This window comes from Paenibacillus sp. p3-SID1389, from assembly GCF_025151705.1.
GTDB lineage: Bacteria > Bacillota > Bacilli > Paenibacillales > Paenibacillaceae > Fontibacillus > Fontibacillus phoenicis.
The window spans coordinates 1-22510 of record NZ_JALXVO010000027.1 but is presented as its reverse complement, the minus strand read 5'-3'; the positions used below and the strand labels follow the sequence as shown (position 1 = coordinate 22510).

Genomic DNA, 22510 nt, shown 5'->3' with positions numbered 1-22510 from the left:
CAACTTTATCTTATATCAGGTGCATTCCGGCTTCATCCCCTTGAATGGCTGCACGTTCGCCGAAATGGCGGTGTATGGTCCCGATTAATAGCTGCCGCTGCTGAATTGGCAGGATGCCGCCGCCCGGGAACTGATGCGAGGGCGTCAGCAGCATGAGATGTCCGGGCTCCCATGCGGGAAGCTCATGCAGCTTCATCCCGGCGCCGTCTTATAGCCACCGGCGAGATCCGATAGCCGGCTCTGCGAAAAATATGCAGCGTGAACTCAATCGTCGGATCCTCCAGGTACACGACGTCAAAACGATCCCGCAGCGTCTGGGAGCTGCTCATACGCGTCAATCACCACGTTCCGGCCATGGGGCTGCTGAGCGGCAAGTTTACGGCCGCAAAGGCCATCTCCTTCGGCCCGTTGACTCCGGCGCAAATGAGCGAAATCAATGCGATTTTGCGGGGAAAGGCATAATTCCGGGGCAGGTGACAGCCTAAAAAAGACCTCTTCGAGCATTTCGAAGAGGTCTTTCTACAATCCCGAAAGCAAGAGATCAGCTCAACGTGGAGAGGGCTTCCTTCGTAAATGGCTTCAGCTCATCCACGCGGCCATCGCGGATTTTAGCGGCCCAAGCCGGGTCGGTCAGCAGCGCACGGCCAACGGCAACGAGGTCGAATTCGCCGCGTTCGAGGCGCTCGATCAGTTGATCAATGCCGGTTGTTTCTGCGCCTTTGCCTGACTCGAACAAGCTGGTGAACTCGGAATTCAAGCCAACGGAACCTACGGTGATCGTTGGTTTGCCGGTCAGCTTGCGCGTCCAACCGGCCAGGTTCAGTTCCGAACCCGCGAACTCCGGTTCCCAGAAACGGCGAGTGGAGGCGTGGAAAATATCAACCCCGGCAGCACTCAGCGGAGCCAAGAAGCGCTCCAGCTCCTCAGGGGTCGCGGCCAGCTTGGCACTATAGTCGACGGGCTTCCATTGCGAGAAGCGGAAAATAATCGGGAAATCCGGCCCAACCGCAGCACGGACCGCTTCAATCACCTCAACAGCAAAACGAGTACGCCCGACAAGGTCGCCGCCGTATTCATCGGTCCGCTTATTGGTGACCTCCCAGAAAAACTGGTCGATCAGATAACCATGCGCTCCGTGGATTTCCACGGCATCAAATCCAAGGCGCTTCGCATCCGCGGCAGATTGGGCATAAGCCTGAACCAGCTCGCGGATTTCCTCCTTCGTCAGCGGTTCAGAGACCGGCTTGCCGGTCAAGCTGAGGCCAGATGGTCCGATAGGATCGGCATCCGATTCAGGGAACGTCTCTCGCTGGCGGGCCGTGCCGGTATGCCAAATTTGGGGAGCGATTTTACCGCCGGTTTCATGCACTTCATTGACGACCCTTTGCCACCCGGCCAACGCTTCCTCTCCATAGAAATGCGGCACGTCCCGATCCGCAGGGGCTGCCGGATGATTGATGACCGTGCCTTCCGTAATGATCAATCCAACGCCGTTCTCGGCTCTTCTGCGGTAATAACCGGCGACATCAGGACCCGGGATTCCGCCGGGCGAAAAGGAACGGGTCATCGGCGCCATGACAATTCGATTCGCAAGCTTCAGTCCGCCGCCTTCAAAAGGTTTGAATAGAGCAGCAGCCGCTTGGGAAATGGACATGTGGATCTCTCCCCTCCGTAATCATTTTATACGTATATCTAAATATATAGATTAATAAATCGATATGCAGGCAAAAAATGATTCTGCTTGATTATTTTTTGGCTTTCAGCTTGGCGGCAAATTGCTCCAAGAAGGTATCGATCCCTTCTTCATTTAACCTGTAATACGTATATTGTCCATAACGGCGTGATTCTAACAGGCCGCTCTTTTGCAAACTGGCTAAATACGAAGAAATGACGGATTGCGCTAATCCGGATTTTTCCTGAATCGAGCCGACACATACACTGCCCGGAAACTCTTGCTTGATGACATCCGGCAGATCGGACTCCAATTTCTCCGGCTCCCGCAGCCAACAGAGAATGTTGAGCCGAGTTTCATTTGAGAGGGCCTTTAGCACGGCCAGCATGTCTTGGTCTTTCATCGTTTGATCCCCGTTCTTAGTTCGTTTGTTCCCAGTATATCAAAATTTTCGCCGCCCCATAAAGAGTGAAGATGCTGCAGCGCTCGTGATGGTTTGAATTCATGTCGTCTGCCCATTTTTCATAGCTCTTCAAAGTCCATGATCGAATAGTTAAGTGAAGGAAGGCGGGAAGTGCTGCCTTTCTTTTTTATGCCCGTTTGTCCCGTCCGGTCCATAGCCATTATGACAAAGAGCTGTTTGCTGCTAGACGGAGCATCATTGCGGGGAGCAAACTCTATGCCCCAATGCATGAAACGATCGCCCGGATCATTAATCCATACGCAGGCGACACCGCTTCTGCCCCTCTCGTGGCCGACATGGGTTGCGGGGAAGGTTCGCATTTGCAGGGGATATTACGGCAGTTGGAAAGGCCGGATGGGTTAGGCGTTGGCATCGATTTGTCCAAAGAAGCCACCCGGCTGGCTGCCCGCTCGCCTGGTCTGCGGAACAAGCGCGAATCGCAGCGTTTACGCAGCGGGATGCCGTAGAAATCACCATCGATGTGGAGATTCTGATGGGCATCAAGGAGATGCGCTAGACGGTTTTTCGGCAAAACGTTATCATGAATGAGGACAGAACAAACGAACGGATAGGAGCAGAAAGATGATCGGAACGATTGTGAACACGGTCGCCATATTGGCGGGGAGTGTGCTTGGCAGCATCTTTAAGAAAGGGCTGAAGGAAACGTATCAGTCCGCCCTATTTACCGCAATCGGTCTGGCCGCCACCATGCTTGGCATTAACGCTGCGGTGACCCATATGAAGGACAGCACGTTCCCTGTGCTGTTCATCATCAGCATGGCGGCGGGGAGTTTGGCCGGAACCGCGCTGGACATCGACGGGAAGTTCCAACGGCTGGTGGGGCGGTTCTCCACCTCGAATTTGGGACAAGGACTATCGACGGGCATCCTGCTCTTCTGCATCGGCACGTTGTCGATCCTTGGGCCGATTGAAAGCGCGCTTCACGGGAATCACACCTACCTGTACATGAATGCCACGCTGGATTTGGTGACTTCCATGGTGCTGGCATCCAGCTACGGCATCGGCATTGCACTTACTGCTGTCGTGCTCTTTCTATGGCAGGGAGCCATTTATATGAGCGCCGATTATTTGGCGACTTTTCTGACGACTCCATTGCTGACGGAAATTTCGATTGTCGGCGGCGTGCTGATTGCAAGCTCGGGGTTATCGATTTTGAAGATCTTCGATGCGAAGACGTTGAATATGCTGCCGTCCTTATTGGTGCCGGTGATCTGGTTTTTGCTTAAAGGCTGGTTCGGTTATTGAGGACTCAAGTCGGGATACTCAATACAAATTAACTGGAAAATGTACCGTTAATTTCGATGTAGACCAGCTGTACGTGCAACTAACAGTAAAACCTACCGTTAATTTCATCAATATCGCCACTTTAGCGGAAAAGCACCCAAATTAACTATACAATTTACCGTTAAATCGCCCATAACTTACGTTTCTGCCAATATTAACGGTAGAAATTCCAGTTAGTTTGTATTCTCCTACGGGGAGTGCTAACGATTCCGTCGTCCACTGATGCAAAAAAAGTCAGTCAGGGTTACCATCCTGATCGACTTTTTTTTGATTTAAACTTTCACAGCTGCCGTTGATTCGCGCACGATCAAATGGGTGGGCAGCAAAATTTCTTGATACGCTTCGTTCGGATGCTTGATCCGCCACATGAGCTGATCAAACGCTTTGTGCGCGAACAGAGACAGGTCAACCTCCATCGTCGTGATTTTGGGCGTGGCCATTTGGGAATAATGGCTGTTGTCGAAGCCGCAAATCGAGATCTCGTCAGGGATTTGGTAACCCAGCTGGCGCAGCGCCGAGCTGACGTAAAACGCAAATCCATCATTCAGGCAAAACCAAGCGCTAGGCTGGTCAGCCACACGGCTCATCGCTTCAGCGATGATTTCCTCTTCTTCTTGCGTATGCACAAGCATACGTGCTTCACGCGGCTCAAGGCCGTGCTCCCGCAAGGCAAGCATATAGCCTTCCCAACGTTCCTGGTAACTCGGCGAAACCGCGACATTGCCCAGGATGCCGATATTCCGATGGCCATAATCCAGCAGATGCTTGACGGCGATATAAGCGCTGAAACGGTTATTGGTCAGAACTGCATCGGTTGAAAGCAGCGGGTGATGGTGGTCGATCAGCACGGTGGGGATGCCTTGCTCAAGCACGTTGCGGATATAAGCCGTACTGATATGCGACAGAATCAGGAGGCCGTCCACTTGCTTCTCTTCAATGAAAGAAGGCAGCTGCAGCCGGTCGCGCATCTCGGGAGTAATCGATTGAATAAGGAGATTGATGCCGTGGTTCTTGGCTTCCCGTTCGACCGCAAGATAGATTTCCCCGAAAAACTGCATGGAAAAAGCAAAGTCTGAAGCAATCAGCCCGATGGTCTTCACTTGATTTTGATTGCCGGCGGACGTCTTCTTGTTGTAACGGTAGCCCATGGCTTCCGCCGTCTCGATAATTTTGCGCCGCGTTTCTTCGCTTACTCCGTCCTTGCCGGATAACGCCTGGGAGACAGAGTTCTTGGATAGATTCAAGCGATCAGCGATATCCTGCATGACGACTTTTTTACGCATGTTTGAATCCCCTCTATGTGTACTGCTTATCATTTTGTAACGTTACAAAATTAAATATACACAAAAAAAGTTGTAATGTAAACGATTAGCAGGAAAAAAGCTTAGTTTTCAGCATTTTGTGAAGCTGAAATCCTCTCTTGACAGCGTTGTCATTTGGATACATAATAAAAATGTAATCTTGAGTAACGTTACAAAAGAAGGTTAGTCATGAAGTTAGTAATTCTATCATCTATCTGGTAGGGGGTCATTCATGTGAAGAAGAAATTTTCCATGGCCATCATCTTGGTTCTTGCAGTTTCCCTGCTGTTGTCGGCCTGCTCCGGCAATAACGGCGGAGGCGCCAGCCAAGGCGATCAGAATGAGAAGGGAGGGCAAAGCGCTGAACCAGGCAAGAAGGTGGAACTGAAGCTGACGACCTGGGCCGGGGCGGACGAAGCGAAAGAACTGCAGCAAATTCTTGACGAATTAAACGAGAAATCAACAACGTATACGATCGTGCAGGATTCCAATCCGGCGGAATACGATACCCGATTGATCACGCAATTAACCGGGAATTCGGGACCAGATCTGTTCTGGATCAGCGCACAGCGTGCGGCCCAGTTCTCGTCGGAAGGCGCGATGCTGGACATTACAGATCGATTGAAGTCCTCTGACAAACCGGCAGCGAATCTGGATGATTATTACGAGGCTTCGCTTCAGCCGTTTACGCACGAAGGGAAGGTTTACGGCCTGCCTTGGCTGCAGCAGCCGGTGATGCTGTACGTGAATAAGGGATTGTTCGACGAAGCGGGTGTGGCTTATCCGGATGAAACCTGGACCTGGGAGCAATTTACCGATGCGGCAACGAAGCTGACCAAGGACAAGAATGACAAGCATCCGGGCGAGGATGGGTTTGATGAGAAGTCGGTGGTACAGTGGGGCTTTACATTAAACGGCTGGCCGCCATCCCAAATGTTCGTATGGCAAAACGGTGGAGACGTCTTAACCGAAGACGGTCAATCGCCAATCGACTCGCCGGAAGCGAAGGAAGCTCTGAACTTCTACGCCGACCTGGTGAAGGGTCCATTGACACCTTCGCAGCAAATCGTTCGCGATCGCGGCTTCGACAAAATGTTCCGCGATGGCCAAGTGGCTATGTTCATGGGCGGGGCAGCCGATGATCTGGATTCCACGGTCGATAACGTGCAAGCTTTTATGGTTCCAGCGGGACCAACCGGCATCCATGCCACCTTTGGCGACATCCTTGGCATGGGCATCAACGTAAATACGAAAAACCCCGATGCCGCTTTCGAAGCTTTGGTGGATCTGAGCGATGCGATCCACCACTGGAAGATCATGCCGCCGCGTAAATCCCTGGCGGACTTGGCAACGTTGCAGGAGCTTCATCCGAAGAAATCGCATTCCCTAGAGGCGATCATCAACTCGATGGAATACGCGAGACCGTACCGCTATTCCGAGAAATATCCGGAATGGGATAACATTTACTGGACGCAGCTGATGGACCCGATCATCAATGCGGGGACCGATCCGGAGAAGCTGATTCCGGAAGTCAAGCCGCTGCTGGAGAGCGCGATTAAATAATTGAAGGTTCGAGAGAGAAGGACGGGGAGGCGGGAGCCTCCTTCCTTTTCTTCATCAAGCGAACGGGCCAACCTGTGCAGAAAGGAGGAAACCGCATGGAAAACCATCTTGCAACCTTGATCCGATGGTTGCTGGTGCCTGTCGTCCTGTTAGTCATTGCGAGCGTGCTCTACTTCGTTGTTTCCAAGCTTGGCTGGAAAAAGAAGCAGGCGATCGGTTTGGCGCTCGTTTCCCCGTGGATTGTAGGTTTCCTGATTTTTACCCTTTATCCTTTGCTGGATTCCTTATACCTGAGCTTTACCGAGTCTTCGATCTTCGGAAAGACGGAATGGGTAGGATTTGGCAACTACATCAAGCTGTTTACGAATGATATCGAGTTCTGGCCGTCCATCCGGATCACGCTGCTTTACGCCGCCTTATCGCTGCCGATCGGCGTGATTGGAGCACTGCTGGTCGCCATGCTGCTGAACAATAAAATCAAGGGGATCGGCACGTACCGGACGATCTATTTCCTTCCGGCGGTGATGCCCGAGGTAGCGGTGGCGCTGCTGTGGAGATGGATGTTTAACAGTGAGTCAGGCATTATCAACTATGTTCTATCGCCGGCGCTGTCGTTGTTTGGCATCGATAAGCCCAATTGGTTTGGCGATCCGCATTATGTCATTGGCGCGTTTGTCATCATGAGCTTATGGGGGATCTTCGGTACCAATACAGTCGTATTCCTGGCCGGCTTACAGGGCGTTCCAAGCAATTTATACGAAGCGGCAGAAATCGACGGAGCCGGACGATTCGCCAAGTTCATACACATCACGATCCCGCAAATTTCGCCGGTGATCCTGCTGCAGGTCATCATGGGGATGATCGGAGCACTGCAAATTTTCACGATTGCGATGTTCGTCCGCCCAACCTCGGCCGCCGGCAAATTTATGAACCAGCTGGTGTACGAACGCGGATTCACGCAGCTGCATATGGGCGAGGCGTCGGCCATCGCCTGGGTGTTGTTTATCATCATCCTGGTGTTGACGCTGCTCGTGTTCCGTTCCAGCCCGGCGTGGGTTCACTACGAATCGGAACGGCGCTAATAGGAGGTGTAACACATGGAAAATGCTTCGACAGCCCGTACCCAAGCCGTCTCCGGCAGAACGTGGAAATGGGTGAACAAAACGTTGATTTACGTGATCGTCACGTTCTTAGCCGCCGTCATCCTGGTGCCGTTCTTCTGGATGGTGTCGACCGCTTTGCAGGCGGACGGGGATATCTTCGCCTGGCCGCCGCAATGGATTCCAGATCCGCCGCAATGGCATAACTTCGTGGAAGCGTGGACGGCGATGCCGTTTAACCGCTACCTGTTTAACACGATATTTATCGTGGTGCTGGGGATTGTTGCGGAGCTGATCAGCGCGACGATTGTAGCTTATGGATTTGCGCGGTTTCGTTTTCCTGGAAGCAGTCTGATCTTCCTCGTGCTGCTGGCCACGATGATGCTGCCGTTTCACGTCACGCTGATTCCAACGTTTCTGATCTGGCAGAAATTTGGCTTGGTCGGCCAATTCGACCCGCTTGTTCTGCGGGCGTGGACGGCGTGGGGACCGTTTTATATTTTCTTGCTGCGTCAGTTTTTCATGACCTTGCCGCGGGAATTGGACGATGCGGCTGAGATCGACGGGTCAAATTTCTTTCAGACCTTCGTTTATATCATGCTGCCGCAGGTGAAGCCGGCGTTGCTGGCTGTAGCGATCTTTGCGTTCCGGGGGTATTGGAACGACTTTCTGGGTCCGCTCATCTACCTGTCGGATATGAAGATGTATACGCTTAATGTTGGCATGTATTTCTTTATGGGCGGCGTGAACGAAGCCCCGCAATGGAATTACCTGATGGCGATGTCCACGCTGGTGGCGCTCCCGGTCATTCTGTTGTTCTTTATGGCTCAGCGTTATTTTATCGAGGGCATTACGTTTACGGGCATGAAAGACTAATCAGTCTGAATTTCGGATAGGAGGAACTACTAGATGACGATGTTGCAAAAGATAGAGATCAATCGCTCCGTGAACAATCCGCTGATTACGCCGAAGGATGTGAAGCCAACCTTCCCGGACTGGGAGGTGCTCGGCGTATTTAACGCTGGTGTTGCTGAATATCACGGTGAAGTGATCCTGCTGCTGCGGGTAGCGGAATGCCCTCGGCAGACCGACCCGCGTTATGTCCTTGTACCTGTGCTGGATGTCAATCGCCAGACGACAGGCTCGGAGCCGGCGGTGGAAATTGTGAAGGTTGACCGGGAAGATCCGAATTTTGACTTCTCCGATCCTCGGGTGATTCGCGATAAGAAAGGGGCGACGGTGTATTTAACGTCCATCTCTCATTTTCGCGTGGCACGCAGCCGGGACGGCTTGAACTTTACCATCGATGAGGCGCCAAGCGTCTGGCCGGAAGACCCGTTGGAGCGCTGGGGGATTGAGGATCCTCGGATTACCCAATTAGAGGATCAGTATTATATCACCTACAGTGCTGTTTCTGAACGGGGCGTAGCCGTCGGGCTGTTAAAGACCGCCGACTTCGTGACGTTCCGCCGGGAAGGGGTGATCCTGGCCCCCACCAACAAAGATGTGATCTTGTTCCCTAAAGTGATCGAAGGGAAATATTATATGATTCACCGCCCGTCGCCGGAAGGCATCGGATTGCCGGAGATGTGGGTAGCCGAGTCCCCGGACTTGCTGCACTGGGGGAATCATCGCTATCTGATGGGATTGCGTGAAGGAAAATGGGACGGAGCCCGCATTGGCGCGGGATGCGTACCGATCCACACCGAGGCAGGGTGGTTGATTCTGTATCATGGCGCGGATCCGTCGCATCGCTATTGCATGGGCGCAGCCCTGCTGGATCTCAAGGATCCGGGCAAGGTGATCGCCCGCATGGAGGAGCCGCTGATGGTGCCGGAAGCGGAATATGAGACGAGCGGATTTTTTCATAGCGTAATATTTGCTTGCGGCGCGATCGTCAAGGGCGAACAAGTGATCATGTATTATGGGGCATCGGACGATACGATGGCCTGCGCGAGCTTCTGCCTCCCGCAGCTGCTGGAAGCTTTGAAACCATTAAGCTAACGGAAAGGAATCAGAGGATGGCACATTTTCAGAACAGCGGCGTATTGTCGTGTGAGAAGTTGGTTGAGGCATATCGTCGTAAAGCAGAAACGATTAAGCCCGGAGAAGCCGTGAAACTGAAGTTTGAAGGTGTGGGCGAACGGGACGTATACAATATTTCAGCTCCCTTCGAAGACGAAGGGGAGCGCGTGATTGCCGGGCGTGTGGAACGCCGGGACAGCGAGGAGTCAGAGATTTGGTTCTTTGTTCGCCGCGGTGAGCATTGGGTTCGCCGGGAAGGGATGCCGGTGTTTGCGCTTCAAGATCCGTTCTTCACCCGCATCGGCGGGGAGCTGGTATTCGGCGGAGTGCAGACGTTCCCGCATCCGGAGCTGGAAGGAGCCCTCAGTTGGCGGACGGTATTTTACAAAGGGCCTAGCCTCAATCGGTTAGAGCTGTTCTTCCAAGGCCCGGATCAAATGAAGGATTTGCGTCTGGTGCAGCTGTCCGACGGAGCCATTGGCGTATTCACCCGTCCGCAGGGCGAGAAAGGCGGCAGAGGGAAGATCGGCTTCGCTCAAGTCGACCGGCTGGAGGACCTTTCGCTTGAGGTGGTTCAGGATGCGCCGCTGCTGGAGCAATTCCTTGATGAGGAATGGGGCGGCTGCAACGAAATCCACCTGCTGTCCAACGGCAAGCTGGGTGTGCTGGGCCATATCGCGCGCTTTGATGAGCAAGGCGACCGCCATTATTATCCGATGGCCTTCGGTTTCGACCCGGCGACCGGCCAATATACCGATATGGAGATCATCGCCGAGCGCTCCGATTTCCTGCCGGGTCCGTCGAAGCGGCCGGATCTGGCAGACGTCGTATTCAGCGGCGGACTCGTCCGTCAAGGCGGCGGCAAAGCCACGCTGTATGCGGGAATCAGCGATGCGGAAGCCCAGAGCTTGGTCATCGATGATCCGTTTGTGAAATTGGAACAATAAGGATTTTCATTTATACCTCTCTCGGCTTCCGAGAGAGGCTTTGTTTTTTATTGAAAAATTAGTCATAGTCAACTACACTAGCGGTAGTCTCTTCTACTTTTTTTGTACATCTACGCTACTACGGACATAGACTACTCATATACGTGATTTCACTTATTTCCGGCAAGCGAAAGAGGTGGGGCAGCGATGGGGATTTGGATCGTATTAGCCATCGGATGGATTGCGGGATGGATCCTGTTTCGGGCAGTTGTTGTTCCTGAACGGGAAGGATCTTATCGCGGGGGAGAGAAGGTGTCGGTCATCATTCCGGCGCGGAACGAAGCCGGGAATTTGCCGCATCTGCTGGGTTCGCTTAAGAAGCAAACCTATGCTCCCGATGAGATTATCGTAGTGGATGATTTTTCGGAGGATGGCACCTATGAGGTTGCTGCTAAATATGGAGTGAACGTGATTCGGAACGAGGCGCTGCCTCCCGGATGGACGGGGAAGACCTGGGCGGTCTGGAACGGCTACCGGCAATCCACCGGCGATGTGATCGTCTTCCTGGATGCGGACATTCGCTTAGCCCCCCGGGCGCTGGAGTCGCTGCTGCAGGCGCGGGCCGAGGCGGGCGGCGTCATTTCCAGGTCGGGGACGGCAATCCCGGAGCGTTTAACCTGTGGCAGTCTGCCGGTTACCGTTGGGGGTTGGCGGGCATTCTGCTCGATTTTTTGAAGGGATTTATGCCACTGGTCTTTCTGGTCGAATCGGGAATGCTGGGACGCGATTTCGGGATGACGCTGGTCGCGATCGCCCCGATCCTTGGGCATGCCTTTTCGCCATTCCTTAAATTTAAGGGAGGCAAGGCGATTGCCGTAACCTTCGGCGTGTGGAGCGCCTTAACCCGATTTGAGGCGGCTTTGGCCTATGCGGTGATTCTCGCCGTGCTGCTTGCGGTATTTTCCTGCTATAAGAAGGGAAAATATGCGTCTAGGGAAGCCGACGGCTTCCAAGTTGTCGTTGGCATGGCGATGCTGTCCATTTTTCTGCTGGTTTCCGGCTATTCACTGCCTTTCTGGGGCGTCTGGCTGGTGAATCTGATCGTGCTGACGTATGCCAATCGGCAGGCGATTCGGAGCTTTCTGACCGGAAAGGGCGGCAAGCTGCCTCGTTCCGGGGATGGTGTCACACTGTAGCTGCATCGGGCCAGCGTGTTGCTTAAATCTAGCAGCCAAGGTATATTTTGCATGTGAAATAGAAATGCTATAAGCAACCTGAGATGGAAGGAGCAAAGCTGTATGGATGCCACTCTTGAAGCGGATGAAGTTGTCCGCCGAATCAAACGATTGCAGAGTGAAGGCGTTTCGCTGAGCAAGAAGCAAGTGAAGCAGAACGATCCAGAGTTGATGCGCAACGCTTTGTTTTATTTTCCTAGCTGGGAGCATGCGGTAAAGAACGCAGAAAACTTATAATAAACACCCTATCAAACCGATTCGGGTTGGCGAAGTGAAGCCATCGACCCGGGTCGTTTTTTTTGTTATTTATTTTCTGGACAAGGGCCGATATGATGAATATGAGGCTGAATGTAAGCGATTAAATCGATGAGAAAGCTTGGCGATCCCATGAAAAAATATATTCCCTTCACCTACAAAATGCTGATTCCCTACCTGCTGCTCGTGCTGTTAACGGACGTGATCATCGGCTACGTGTCGTACGCGATGCTGACCGAATCCCGGACGGAGATGGCCGAGACGAACATCCGCACCGGAATGGAGCAGGCCCGGAACAACATTCGCTATCAGATGGACGAGATCCAGCGGATGTCGGATACCTTGTTTGGCAATCTCGCCTTTCAACGGGCGCTGCAGACCAAAGGGGAGCCGTACGACATTTATCTGGTCATGCTGGATGAGATCGTTCCGCAAATTACGGCGCCGCTCAAGCTGTTTGGCAACCATATTCGGCTGATGCTGTATACGCTGAACAGCGATCTGTATATCGTCTCGGGCGATAACTTGGAGGAGCCGATTCACCGCAGTGACTATTACATCCTGCCGTTTGAGGACATTCAGGACAGTGCCTGGTATCAAGAGTTTAAAGATTCCGAACGGGACAATATCTGGCTGCAGATTGACACCGATCAGCGGTTGGGGAACATCTCCCATATCCGCCGCCTGGTGTCCTATAGCGGGAACATGACCGTGATCGGATACGTCCGCATCACCGCTTCCTTAGACGATTTGTTTGGCGACTTCTCCACATTCCCTGTCGAGCAGGGGATTACGGTACGCCTGATTGACGCAGCGTCGGATGGTGCCTTGCTCTACCAGCGGGGCAACGCGGAAATGGGGGCTCAGCCGAGTAAATATCTGAGCCTGCATGAATCGATCCCGGGCTCCGATTTTGTAATTGAGGCGCTGGTTCCGAAAGATTACTTAACCAAGGATGCGGGCAGGCTGCAGCGCGTGATTTTTACGGTGTGCGGCATCAGCTTTATCGGTATGGCCTTCATTGGGTATATCGTGGCCCGGCTGTCCGGACGGAAAATGAAACGAATCGTGTGGCTCGTCCGTTCCTTTCAGGAAGGGAACTTTCAGAAGCGGATTCGCTTCTCGGGCAACGATGAGTTTGTACATATCGCCGATGCGTTTAACGTTATGGCTGCCAATATTCAGGGGCTGATCAACAGCGTGTATGTGCAAGGTATCCAGAAGAAGCAAGCGGAGCTGGAGGCGCTGCAGGCGCAGATTAACCCGCATTTTCTGTACAATACCCTGTCGACGATCAGCAGTTTAGCCAATCTCGGCGAGACAGCCAAGGTCACCGAAATGGTTCAGGGCTTGTCGCGGTTTTACCGGTTGACGCTGAATCAAGGGAACGTATTTACGCCGCTGGAAAATGAATTGATGCAGGTGGAGACGTATCTGGATATTCAACGGGTTAAATACGCCGGGGCTTTCTCTGTCCACTTCGACGTGGATCCCGAACTGCTGCAGGTACAGGTGATGAAGCTGATCCTGCAGCCGTTTGTGGAGAATACGTTTAAGCATGCCTGGTTTGGCGAATCGATTGCGATCGTCATTAAAGGGAAGCGGCAGGGCGATAACTTGGAGCTGAAAGTGATCGATAACGGCATTGGGATGAGGCCGGAGACGGTGCAGCGCTTGCTGATCGGTCCAAGCCAATCCGGCGGTTACGGGGTGAAGAACGTCGACGAGCGGATCAAGCTCCGCTACGGAGACAAATACGGTATTCGTATCGCCAGCATCTACGGCGGCGGAACGACGGTTCAAATCGTGCTTCCGGTGAGCCCTGGGGAGCTTCCGGCTATGGAATAATTTTTGATGATTTATCAGAGGAAAGTCTGCAAAATCGGTGAATTTGTATAGGTTTTCATTGTAAACCGATATGTTCAGTGGAACGAGCGGTAAGTATGCTCGAAATAAGAAGCAAAACTACGAGAAGGAATGACGGCCATGGAGATTAACGTATTACTTGTCGACGACGAGGCGGTAGACCTCGAGTGGCTGCGCCGCAGAGTGCAGGGCAGCGGACTGAACCTGCAGGTGGCGGCAACAGCCAATAACGGCTTTAATGCGCTTAAGGCGATGGAGCAGGTGCGAATCGATCTGATTCTGTCCGATATCCGCATGCCCATCATGTCGGGCATTGAATTCGCCCGTAAGGCCAAGGCGATCCAGCCAAGTGTCAAAATCGTATTTATCAGCGGGCACGAGGACTTTGAGTACGCCAAGGAAGCGATCAAGATCAGCGCGTCGGCTTATTTGCTGAAGCCCGTAGAAGATCAGGAGCTTTATAAAATGCTGGGTGAGCTGTGCGCGGCGATCGAGCGAGAACGGGATCAGGACCGCACGTTTACGGAGGCGCTGACGCTTGTCAACGAGGAGTTGCTGCTGCGTTGGCTGAACGAGATCTCCCCGGAGCAGGTGGAGGGGCATATTCGCGGATATTTGCACACCCTGTTTAAAACGGGAACGGCGGCAGCCCTCGTCGAAATCGACGACCTGGAATGGAAGACCGGCGATATGCCGGAGGAGGAGCGACGCAAGCAAATTCAGAAGGTGATGGCGTTTATCCGGCATTTTACCACGGAGATGAAGCTGGGAACGTTTATCGTCAGCCAACCGACACGGTTTCTATTGCTGGCGTCCGTACCTGAAACGACGTTCCTCGAGCTGCTGGAGGAGCTGATCCGGGCGGTCCGGGGGATTTCCCCGTTCTCCGTGACGGTTGGGGTTGGCAGCTTCGCGCGGGATGAAGAGGCGCTGCGGTCGTCCTATCGCCAAGCTCAGGCGGCGCTTAGCGCCAAGTGGCTGGTCGGCAAGGACCGGCTGATCCATGAAAGCCGGGTGTATCCAGGTGAAAGCCGGTTTGCCGGCGCTCGGACGGACGAGATCCTCCAGCGGATGTTGAAGGCTATTCTCAACTATGATCTCGTAACGATTGACGACTGCTTGCTGGAGCTGTTTTATCAAGGTTCCCCGCTGGCTCAGAAAAACGATGTGTACGATCTCATCATCCGCATCACCACCCAGCTGCATGCCGATCTGCGCGAAATTAACGAAAATCTGTATGAGCTGTTGAAGTGGGATACGCACCAGCCGGTGCTGCTGTTCCAGTTCGAAACGATCCACGATATCACGTCTTGGCTGCGAAAACGGTTCTTTGAGTTGTCCGAGCTGTTGTACGTCAAGAAGCAGAAGCAGAAACGCAAGCTGATTCAAGATATTATGGCATATGTCGAGAGCAATCTTGAGCAAAAAATGACGCTGAAAGACGTCGCCGCCCGCTTCGATTTTACGCCAAACTACCTCGGCTTTTTGTTTAAGGAAGAAACGGGCCGGCATTTCAGCGACTACTTGAACGAGCTTAGGACGAAGCGTATCTGCGAGCTGCTGACCGATCCCACATTGAAGATTTATGAAATCGCCGAGCGGATGGGCTATAAAAATATCATTTATTTCAACCGGCAATTCAAACAGGCCACCGGGATGACGCCCGGGGAATATCGCAAAACTCATAAGATCTGAGCGTTGATGCTATTACATTCTCGGCGGCTAACGGACAGGAGGGGCGTTATGGACCTGAGTTTGGTCGTACTTCCTTTTTAACGGACAGAGGAGACCTTATTTCGGACTTTTTTGATTAAATTGATGCCTTAGAGGCCGCATAGAGGCGCTGGGGTCCGTTAGAATGGGAAATCGACGGGAAATGAGCAAATAAGGTCATTACGGTCCGTTACAGTTTGGGTAATACCGGTGAGCCTTCTCCCTTGTGCCCGACCTCGTCACTCCGTATTTACGGAAGGCGGGGTTCTTTTTTTCTGAATTTTTGGGTCATCGTGGAATTTGTATTAGTTTTTGTTGTTTCACTGAATCCCGCAAGCAGGCGCTCATCCCTATACTGAGAGATATAGAGACAACCAAGAGGGGAGTTCGAGACATGAAGCGAAGCGGATTCTGGAACGACGTGAAGAAGTATAAGGTTCTGCTGCTCATGCTGACGCCGGCCGTCCTGTTCTTCCTGCTGTTCGCCTACGTGCCGATGGCGGGGATCGTCCTGGCTTTCAAACAATACAACTACACAGGCGGGGTGTTCGGAAGCCCCTGGAACGGGCTGGACAACTTCCGGTTTTTCTTCGACTCCGGGGACGCCTGGCGGGTTACCCGCAATACGGCTTTGTATAACATCGCATTTATTGTGGTGAACAACGCGATCCAAATTTTTGCCGCGATCCTGCTGTTTGAGGTGGCCGGGAAATGGTTCCGCAAAATCACGCAAACGGTGATGTTCCTGCCGTATTTTATCTCCTGGGTCGTCGTTGGTGCAATTGCATATAACCTGTTCAATTACGATTATGGTACGATCAACGTGCTTCTGAATGCGATCGGGCTCGAACCGATTGATATTTACAACACGGCCGCCTATTGGCCGGTGATTCTCGTCGTCGTATCGGCGTGGAAGACGCTTGGTTACGGAACGATCATGTACCTGGCTGCGATCACGAGCATTGATACGGAGATGTATGAAGCCGCCGAGATCGATGGGGCGAACGTCTTTCAACGGATACGCAAAATCACGATTCCAAACCTCTATCCGACGCTCATCATTTTGGTGCTGCTGGCGATCGGGAATATTTTCCGCGGGGACTTCGGCATGTTCTATAACATGGTTGGCAACAACGGCTTACTGTTCTCTTCAACGGATGTCATCGACACCTTCGTGTTCCGGATGCTCACGACCTCGAACGAGATTGGGATGTCCGCCGCGGCGGGATTCTATCAATCGATTTTGGGCTTCGCGACGATTATGCTGGCGAACTATGCCGTGCGGAAATACGATAAGGACCGTGCTTTGTTCTAAACGGTGCGTAAAAAACAACCGCGATGGGGCAACACGAATGAAACGAGTGGAGGTTAACGCTGATGAGTACGATGGCACCCAATCTGCAGCCGGCCATGAAGCCGGCAGCTCCCAAACGCAAACCGATCGACCGTCTGCTGCTGCAGATGATCGGATATGTTGCTTTGACTTTGCTGGCGGTGTTTTGTCTTTTTCCTTTCATTTTGGTCCTATCTTCTTCGCTGACGGACGAGAGTAAGATCATCGAGGACGGGTTCCAGCTGATCCCGGCGTCCTTTTCGCTGGAAGCCTACGGTATTCTGTTCAAGTATCCGCAGGAAATGCTGAAGGCGTACGGCGTGACGATTTCCGTCACTTTGCTGGGCACACTGTTTGGATTGTTTTTGACCTCGATGACGGCCTATGTGTTGGCACGCAAAGATTTTAAATGGCGCAGCCACTTCTCTTTCTTCTTCTTCTTTACGACGCTGTTCAGCGGCGGGCTTGTCCCGTGGTACTTGCTGATCGTGAACTACCTGGATCTGAAGGATACGCTGCTTGTGCTGATTCTGCCGATGCTGATGAACGTCTTCTACATCATTGTGATGAAATCGTTTATGAGCAGCATCCCGGAGGCGATTATCGAATCGGCAAAAATCGACGGGGCGGGCGATTTCCAAATTTATTTGCAATTCGTGATCCCGCTGTCGAAGCCGGCGCTGGCCACCATCGGGCTGTTTATCGCCTTGGGTTACTGGAATGACTGGTATAACGCGCTCTTGTTTATCTCCAATTCCGACCTGATGCCGCTGCAGTATTACTTGTACCGCTTGCTCGGCAACATGGACGGCATGCGCAAGGCGATGATGGCGGCAGGAGCCGTCGTCTCCTCGGACATCCCGACGGAGAGCTTAAAGATGGCGATGACCATCGTAGCCACCGGACCGATTATGATCGCCTATCCGTTCATCCAACGTTACTTCGTGCAAGGCTTAACGATTGGCGCTGTCAAAGGGTGACCTCGGGGCAACCCGGTTATCACATATAGGAGGCTCAAAAGTATCATCTTTTTATCACGAAGTAGGTCGTGAAGAGGAATCGGCATCGAATCTTGAATTCAGCCGGGCCTAAGCAGATGCTTCCGAAGCATGTTTCCTGCGGAAAGATTTTAGCTGCTCACGTAGCCTCCAGCTACGCTGCGCTGCTCAGTCCCTAGCTTCATCCAACCTTCTCGGTGCTAAAAACCTGATCCTTTTGACCTTTCATTTCACTATTTCTATCAAAATTGTAGGGGGAATAATCGTCATGAAACTGAAGAAGAAAACAACGTTTCTTGTGGCTATGGTGCTGGCGTTAATGACTTTGCTATCCGCTTGCGGCGGCGGGAACAATAACGCAGGCAGCGCCAACACCCCGGACGACGCAGCTTCAAATAACGCAGCAGCTTCGAACAATGCGTCGGCCAATACGGCAACCCCTGGGGCAGTGGATACGTCTCAAGAAGTTACGCTGAAGCTGTTGATGATCGGCAGCAAACCGGCGGATTATGACGAGGTATACGGCGAGCTGAACAAGCTGCTGAAAGAGAAAATTAACGCAACCGTTGAGACCGAATTTTTGGATTGGGCCGACTGGACCCAGAAATACCCATTGAAATTTGCAGCTAACGAGGATTTTGACATCGCTTACACCGCGAACTGGGCTTTCTACAATGACCAGGTGTTAAAGGGTGGATTCCTTGAGCTGACCGAGGAAATGCTCCGGACTTACGCACCGAAGACCTGGGAAGCGATGCCGCAAGCCTCCTGGGATCAAGCAAAAGTGAACGGCAAGCTGTACATGGTGCCAAACAACAACCAGGAAGTGACCGACAAGGTTGTCCTGATTCGCGAAGACCTGCGCAAGAAGTACAATCTCGAACCGGTGAACAGCCCGGAAACCTATGCCGCTTATTTGAAAACGATTGGGGCGGGCGAGAAAGGCATCAGCCCGTTTGGTGCGAAACCGGCCGACGGCTGGAAATGGCATGAGCTGGATCAAATTTTGCTGGAACAACAAAATGAATGGAACCTGGTGGATTACAACTTCCCGCTGGCTTACAAATTGGACGATCCAACCGGGAAAGTGTTCAACGTGTACGATACGCCGGAATTTACCGAACTGATCAAATACTATAAAGATTTGGCAGATAACAACGGCTGGTCGAAGAACATCGTGAGCAACAAAAACGACGTGTTCCAGGACATCAAAGCAGGCAAAACGTCCTCCTATGCACAAAACCTGGGGACGATCTCCAGCAACGTTGGCGAAATCCGCCGCGACAAGCCGGAGATGGAAGTCACCGTTGCCGATTTGACGCCGGATAAGAAAAAAATCGGCGCGATTTCCACGCAAAACGGATTGGCGATTCATGCCACGTCTAAAAACGTCGAACGTTCGCTGATGCTGATTGACCTGCTGCAGAACGATAAGGAAATCCATGATCTGACGATGTACGGCATCGCCGGCAAGCACTACGAGCCGGTTGGCGATGACAAATACAATCCGGGACCAAGCTTCAACAACTATAACCTGTCGGGCTACTCCGTATGGGGCTGGAACTCACTGCTGAACCGCACCGACGCTTCCTATCCGGAAGAAGGCAATCAAATGTTGGCGGATTGGCAGTCTAAAGTTTATCACTTCCCGCTGGAAACCTTCGTCTTTGACGACACCAAGGTGAAGAACGAAGTAGCGAACGTAGGTAACGTCATGCTGCGTTATGCAATCCCGCTGGAATACGGCCTGATCAAGGACTTGGAGAAAGGCCAAGCCGACCTGAACAAACAGTTGAAGGCGGCCGGTCTGGATAAGATTCAACAAGAGCTGCAGAGCCAAATCGACGCATTCCTTGCCGCCCAAGGCCAATAAGCAGGCGGGGGTGAAAGGAGGGGACGCCCGTCCCCTCTTTTTCATTCATCGTGACGTTTGAAGGGGCAGGAGAGCGTTTGAGAGTGTGTCGAACTGTAAAAGTACATTTGATTTTGCGAAAAACCCTCTTCATTCGGCGTGTGAAATGCAAAAGTACATTTGATTGGAGACGATGGAGGCTAAAATGGGCGGTTTGCCCTGAAATCAACTGCACTTTTGCAGTTGAAAGGCTTCGAAAAGGGCGATTTGGCGAAAATGGACTGCACTTTTACATTTCGTAGCACGTGAGAAACCAATCTACTTCATTACAGATCAGAAACGGAGAGGAGTTATTCCTATGAGTAGAAGCTCAAAACCGATGAAGTTTCCGCCAATCAGCGACAAACTGCCGGTCTTTATGCACGGTGCCGACTATAACCCTGACCAATGGCTCCATGATCCGCAGGTGCTGGCGGAGGATATCCGGCTGATGAAGCTGGCCCATTGCAATGTGATGTCGGTGGGGATCTTTTCCTGGGCTTCGCTAGAGCCGGAGGAAGGCGTCTACCGGTTTGAATGGCTGGACCGCGTGCTGGACACGTTTGCTGAGAACGGTATCTACGCCTGGTTGGCGACGCCAAGCGGCGCTCGGCCGGCCTGGATGTCAGAGAAGTACCCGGAAGTGCTGCGCGTTGAGAAGAACCGGGTGCGCAACCTCCACGGCATGCGTCATAACCACTGTTTTACGTCCCCAGTCTATCGGGAAAAAGTGACGCAGATGAACACCCGGCTGGCGGAGCGCTATTCCAGTCATCCGGCCGTGGTGGGGTGGCACGTATCCAACGAATACGGCGGGGAATGCCACTGCGACTACTGCCAAGACGCTTTCCGCGACTGGTTGAAACGGAAGTATGGCACGCTCGAAGCGCTCAACCACGCTTGGTGGACGAACTTCTGGAGCCATACGTACACCTCCTGGTCGCAGGTGGAATCCCCGGCACCTCACGGCGAAATGATGGTGCATGGACAGAACCTTGACTGGCGCCGGTTCGTATCCGACCAGACGATCGACTTCTACAAACATGAGATCAAGCCGCTCAAACAAATCAATCCGGATTTGCCCTGCACAGTAAATATGATGGACCTGTTCTACGGGTTGGATTATCGCGAGTTTGCGAAAGCTGTGGACGTCATTTCCTGGGACGCTTATCCGATGTGGCATGAGGCCGAATCCGATGCGGGGGTTGCTTCCTGGTTTGCATTTAACCACGACTTGTTCCGCTCCTTGAAGCAGAAGCCGTTTATGCTGATGGAGAGCACGCCGTCACTGACGAACTGGCAGCCGGTCAGCAAGCTGAAGCGGCCGGGTATGCACAAGCTGTCCTCGCTGCAAGCAGTGGCCCACGGGTCCGACACAGTCCAATATTTCCAGTGGCGAAAAAGCCGCGGCTCCAGTGAGAAATTCCACGGCGCGGTCATCGACCACGTCGGCCATGAGCACACGCGCGTGTTCGCCGATGTTGCTGCGCTTGGTAAAACACTGTCCGAGTTAACGGAGATCCTCGGTACCACCGTTCCAGCGGAAGCAGCCATCCTGTTTGATTGGGATAACCGCTGGGCGATCAACGACGCCCAAGGGCCACGCAATAAAGGCATCCATTATGAAGAGACCGTCATGCAGCAGTATCGCGCCTTGTGGGAGCTGGGCGTGCCAACGGACATCATCGGCTCATTTGACGACTTCAGCGGTTACAAACTGCTGGTCGTACCGATGGCATACTTAATCCGGGAAGAAACCGGAGCCAAGCTGGAGCAGTTCGTCAAGGACGGCGGTACCTTGTTCGTCACATATTGGTCAGGCATCGTCGACGAGAACGACCTGTGCCATCTGACCGGCTTCCCGGGACCGCTGCGCAAGGCGGTTGGAGTATGGGCAGAGGAAATCGACGGCCTGCATGACCATGACCGTAACGCGTTGATTCTGGAAGACGGGAATCCGCTAGGCTTCAGCGGGACCTATGAGATTCATGAGCTGTGCGAGCATATCCATGCGGAAGGCTCCAAGGTCCTTGGCGTCTACCGCGACGATTTTTACGCAGGGAAGCCGGCCTTAACGCTAAACGAGCTGGGCCAAGGCAAAGCTTACTATTTGGCCGCCCGCGTCAGCGATCCCGCCTTCTACGAGGCGTTTTACGGCAAGCTCGTTCAAGATGCCGGCGTGCGCCGGGCGCTGGATACCGACCTGCCGGCGGGAGTGACTGCCCAGCTGCGCACGGACGGTCAGCACGATTACGTCTTCGTGCAAAATTTCTCCGGCCGCGCCGTTCGCGTCGAGCTCGACCGCAGGAGCTATACAGACGCCGAAACCGGCTTGACCGTAAGCGGCACAATCGAGCTGCCGGTCAACGGAATCGCGATATTGAAGCGGGAGGCTGTTCTTCAATCATCGTTATAATAATAAAACCCTATTTTCCATATACGCGGAAAGTAGGGTTTTATTTATGGCTTATGCACTAGGACAGCTGGAGCCTATTTTTCGGAAATCAATTTCATGAAGACTTGGACATTAAAGTCGTCATATTGCACCAGCCATCGCTCGTTTACGAAAGTCATCATCAACTCGCCTTCTAACGGAACTCGGTTGCTTTCGCGGCCTTCCGAGTTTGTCAGTAGTAGATTTACAGTGTATTCGATGGTGACATTGTTCTCGTCTTGCGCTTTAATGCGGGTTTGCAAATCATCAGGTTTGATGGACAGCTGCGTATCCGCAGCAACTCTTAAAGGTAAAATGGTGATTCGATTGTTAACCTGTTTTTCGTAAAACGATTCCGTTAAAAAAGGTTTGATCGCTTCGTTTCGCTTCTGAATGGATTCGGCAGACAACAGATCCTCAGTAAAGTCAA

The 22510-nt window shown here is 52.7% G+C and carries 22 protein-coding genes; 16 read left to right on the top strand and 6 right to left on the bottom strand.

Annotated features, from left to right (window positions below; translation table 11 throughout):
- Positions 1-10: 10 nt before the first annotated feature.
- The 4 genes from M3G15_RS12630 to M3G15_RS12615 all read right to left on the bottom strand — a co-directional run bounded on the left by M3G15_RS12630 (position 11) and on the right by M3G15_RS12615 (position 2075).
- Entirely contained in the window at positions 11-154 is a 144-nt protein-coding gene (locus M3G15_RS12630) for a hypothetical protein (RefSeq protein WP_260071125.1), read from the bottom strand.
- Between the two features lie 28 nt (positions 155-182).
- Entirely contained in the window at positions 183-329 is a 147-nt protein-coding gene (locus M3G15_RS12625; RefSeq protein WP_260071124.1) for a hypothetical protein, read from the bottom strand.
- A 212-nt stretch (positions 330-541) separates the two neighbouring features.
- Positions 542-1654, bottom strand: coding sequence for an NADH:flavin oxidoreductase (locus M3G15_RS12620; RefSeq protein WP_260071123.1), 1113 nt, complete (start codon positions 1652-1654; stop codon positions 542-544).
- A 91-nt stretch (positions 1655-1745) separates the two neighbouring features.
- Positions 1746-2075 carry an ArsR/SmtB family transcription factor gene (locus M3G15_RS12615; RefSeq protein WP_260071122.1) on the bottom strand — a complete coding sequence of 110 codons (330 nt, stop codon included), beginning with the start codon at positions 2073-2075 and terminating at the stop codon, positions 1746-1748.
- Positions 2076-2359: 284 nt separating this feature from the next.
- On the opposite strand from M3G15_RS12615, the gene M3G15_RS12610 reads away from it, so the two are divergent.
- A complete protein-coding gene (locus M3G15_RS12610) occupies positions 2360-2602 on the top strand; it encodes a class I SAM-dependent methyltransferase (RefSeq protein WP_260071121.1) in 243 nt (80 codons plus the stop codon).
- Between the two features lie 115 nt (positions 2603-2717).
- A complete protein-coding gene (locus tag M3G15_RS12605; RefSeq protein ID WP_260071120.1) occupies positions 2718-3401 on the top strand; it encodes a DUF554 domain-containing protein in 684 nt (227 codons plus the stop codon).
- 311 nt (positions 3402-3712) lie between these two features.
- On the opposite strand, the gene M3G15_RS12600 is transcribed toward M3G15_RS12605, so the two are convergent.
- The gene (locus tag M3G15_RS12600; RefSeq protein WP_009226525.1) at positions 3713-4723 is read right to left on the bottom strand and encodes a LacI family DNA-binding transcriptional regulator; all 1011 of its coding nucleotides are present in this window, start codon (positions 4721-4723) and stop codon (positions 3713-3715) included.
- A gap of 252 nt (positions 4724-4975) precedes the next feature.
- Here M3G15_RS12600 and M3G15_RS12595 point away from each other — a divergent pair, with 252 nt between their 5' ends.
- From M3G15_RS12595 to M3G15_RS12530, 14 genes are all read left to right on the top strand, one after another.
- Positions 4976-6304 (top strand): ABC transporter substrate-binding protein, encoded by a 1329-nt coding sequence (locus tag M3G15_RS12595; protein WP_260071119.1) that lies wholly within the window; start codon positions 4976-4978, stop codon positions 6302-6304.
- A gap of 95 nt (positions 6305-6399) precedes the next feature.
- Positions 6400-7386: a carbohydrate ABC transporter permease gene (locus M3G15_RS12590; protein WP_009226523.1), complete on the top strand. Its 987-nt coding sequence runs from the start codon at positions 6400-6402 to the stop codon at positions 7384-7386.
- Positions 7387-7401: 15 nt separating this feature from the next.
- Positions 7402-8280 (top strand): carbohydrate ABC transporter permease, encoded by an 879-nt coding sequence (locus M3G15_RS12585; protein WP_009226522.1) that lies wholly within the window; start codon positions 7402-7404, stop codon positions 8278-8280.
- 33 nt (positions 8281-8313) lie between these two features.
- Positions 8314-9408 (top strand): glycoside hydrolase family 130 protein, encoded by a 1095-nt coding sequence (locus M3G15_RS12580; RefSeq protein ID WP_260071118.1) that lies wholly within the window; start codon positions 8314-8316, stop codon positions 9406-9408.
- Between the two features lie 17 nt (positions 9409-9425).
- Positions 9426-10376 (top strand): MTP-1 family protein, encoded by a 951-nt coding sequence (locus tag M3G15_RS12575; protein WP_260071117.1) that lies wholly within the window; start codon positions 9426-9428, stop codon positions 10374-10376.
- 186 nt (positions 10377-10562) lie between these two features.
- Positions 10563-11090: a glycosyltransferase family 2 protein gene (locus M3G15_RS12570; protein WP_260071116.1), complete on the top strand. Its 528-nt coding sequence runs from the start codon at positions 10563-10565 to the stop codon at positions 11088-11090.
- Positions 11033-11551 (top strand): glycerol-3-phosphate acyltransferase, encoded by a 519-nt coding sequence (locus M3G15_RS12565; protein ID WP_260071141.1) that lies wholly within the window; start codon positions 11033-11035, stop codon positions 11549-11551. Before M3G15_RS12570 ends, M3G15_RS12565 begins: the two co-directional genes overlap by 58 nt.
- Positions 11552-11653: 102 nt before the next feature.
- Positions 11654-11827 (top strand): hypothetical protein, encoded by a 174-nt coding sequence (locus tag M3G15_RS12560; protein ID WP_009226517.1) that lies wholly within the window; start codon positions 11654-11656, stop codon positions 11825-11827.
- Between the two features lie 150 nt (positions 11828-11977).
- On the top strand, positions 11978-13693 hold the full coding sequence (locus M3G15_RS12555; RefSeq protein WP_260071115.1) for a sensor histidine kinase: 1716 nt from the start codon (positions 11978-11980) through the stop codon (positions 13691-13693).
- A gap of 138 nt (positions 13694-13831) precedes the next feature.
- Positions 13832-15406, top strand: a complete 1575-nt coding sequence (locus tag M3G15_RS12550) for a response regulator (RefSeq protein WP_260071114.1) — start codon at positions 13832-13834, stop codon at positions 15404-15406.
- 412 nt (positions 15407-15818) lie between these two features.
- Positions 15819-16739: an ABC transporter permease gene (locus M3G15_RS12545; RefSeq protein ID WP_009226514.1), complete on the top strand. Its 921-nt coding sequence runs from the start codon at positions 15819-15821 to the stop codon at positions 16737-16739.
- 95 nt (positions 16740-16834) lie between these two features.
- Positions 16835-17737, top strand: coding sequence for a carbohydrate ABC transporter permease (locus M3G15_RS12540; protein WP_036624457.1), 903 nt, complete (start codon positions 16835-16837; stop codon positions 17735-17737).
- Between the two features lie 286 nt (positions 17738-18023).
- Positions 18024-19628: an ABC transporter substrate-binding protein gene (locus M3G15_RS12535; protein ID WP_260071113.1), complete on the top strand. Its 1605-nt coding sequence runs from the start codon at positions 18024-18026 to the stop codon at positions 19626-19628.
- 337 nt (positions 19629-19965) lie between these two features.
- Entirely contained in the window at positions 19966-22062 is a 2097-nt protein-coding gene (locus M3G15_RS12530) for a beta-galactosidase (RefSeq protein ID WP_016310775.1), read from the top strand.
- Between the two features lie 74 nt (positions 22063-22136).
- Here M3G15_RS12530 and M3G15_RS12525 read toward each other — a convergent pair.
- Positions 22137-22510 (bottom strand): hypothetical protein (locus M3G15_RS12525; protein ID WP_260071112.1); only part of this gene is annotated, 374 nt, incomplete at its 5' end.

Coding starts and splice junctions, on each gene's coding strand:
- M3G15_RS12630 (WP_260071125.1), bottom strand. CDS start 154: ATGCTGCTGACGCCCTCGCATCAGTTCCCGGGCGGCGGCATCCTGCCA.
- M3G15_RS12625 (WP_260071124.1), bottom strand. CDS start 329: ATGAGCAGCTCCCAGACGCTGCGGGATCGTTTTGACGTCGTGTACCTG.
- M3G15_RS12620 (WP_260071123.1), bottom strand. CDS start 1,654: ATGTCCATTTCCCAAGCGGCTGCTGCTCTATTCAAACCTTTTGAAGGC.
- M3G15_RS12615 (WP_260071122.1), bottom strand. CDS start 2,075: ATGAAAGACCAAGACATGCTGGCCGTGCTAAAGGCCCTCTCAAATGAA.
- M3G15_RS12610 (WP_260071121.1), top strand. CDS start 2,360: ATGCATGAAACGATCGCCCGGATCATTAATCCATACGCAGGCGACACC.
- M3G15_RS12605 (WP_260071120.1), top strand. CDS start 2,718: ATGATCGGAACGATTGTGAACACGGTCGCCATATTGGCGGGGAGTGTG.
- M3G15_RS12600 (WP_009226525.1), bottom strand. CDS start 4,723: ATGCGTAAAAAAGTCGTCATGCAGGATATCGCTGATCGCTTGAATCTA.
- M3G15_RS12590 (WP_009226523.1), top strand. CDS start 6,400: ATGGAAAACCATCTTGCAACCTTGATCCGATGGTTGCTGGTGCCTGTC.
- M3G15_RS12585 (WP_009226522.1), top strand. CDS start 7,402: ATGGAAAATGCTTCGACAGCCCGTACCCAAGCCGTCTCCGGCAGAACG.
- M3G15_RS12580 (WP_260071118.1), top strand. CDS start 8,314: ATGACGATGTTGCAAAAGATAGAGATCAATCGCTCCGTGAACAATCCG.
- M3G15_RS12575 (WP_260071117.1), top strand. CDS start 9,426: ATGGCACATTTTCAGAACAGCGGCGTATTGTCGTGTGAGAAGTTGGTT.
- M3G15_RS12570 (WP_260071116.1), top strand. CDS start 10,563: ATGGGGATTTGGATCGTATTAGCCATCGGATGGATTGCGGGATGGATC.
- M3G15_RS12560 (WP_009226517.1), top strand. CDS start 11,654: ATGGATGCCACTCTTGAAGCGGATGAAGTTGTCCGCCGAATCAAACGA.
- M3G15_RS12555 (WP_260071115.1), top strand. CDS start 11,978: ATGAAAAAATATATTCCCTTCACCTACAAAATGCTGATTCCCTACCTG.
- M3G15_RS12550 (WP_260071114.1), top strand. CDS start 13,832: ATGGAGATTAACGTATTACTTGTCGACGACGAGGCGGTAGACCTCGAG.
- M3G15_RS12545 (WP_009226514.1), top strand. CDS start 15,819: ATGAAGCGAAGCGGATTCTGGAACGACGTGAAGAAGTATAAGGTTCTG.
- M3G15_RS12540 (WP_036624457.1), top strand. CDS start 16,835: ATGAAGCCGGCAGCTCCCAAACGCAAACCGATCGACCGTCTGCTGCTG.
- M3G15_RS12535 (WP_260071113.1), top strand. CDS start 18,024: ATGAAACTGAAGAAGAAAACAACGTTTCTTGTGGCTATGGTGCTGGCG.
- M3G15_RS12530 (WP_016310775.1), top strand. CDS start 19,966: ATGAGTAGAAGCTCAAAACCGATGAAGTTTCCGCCAATCAGCGACAAA.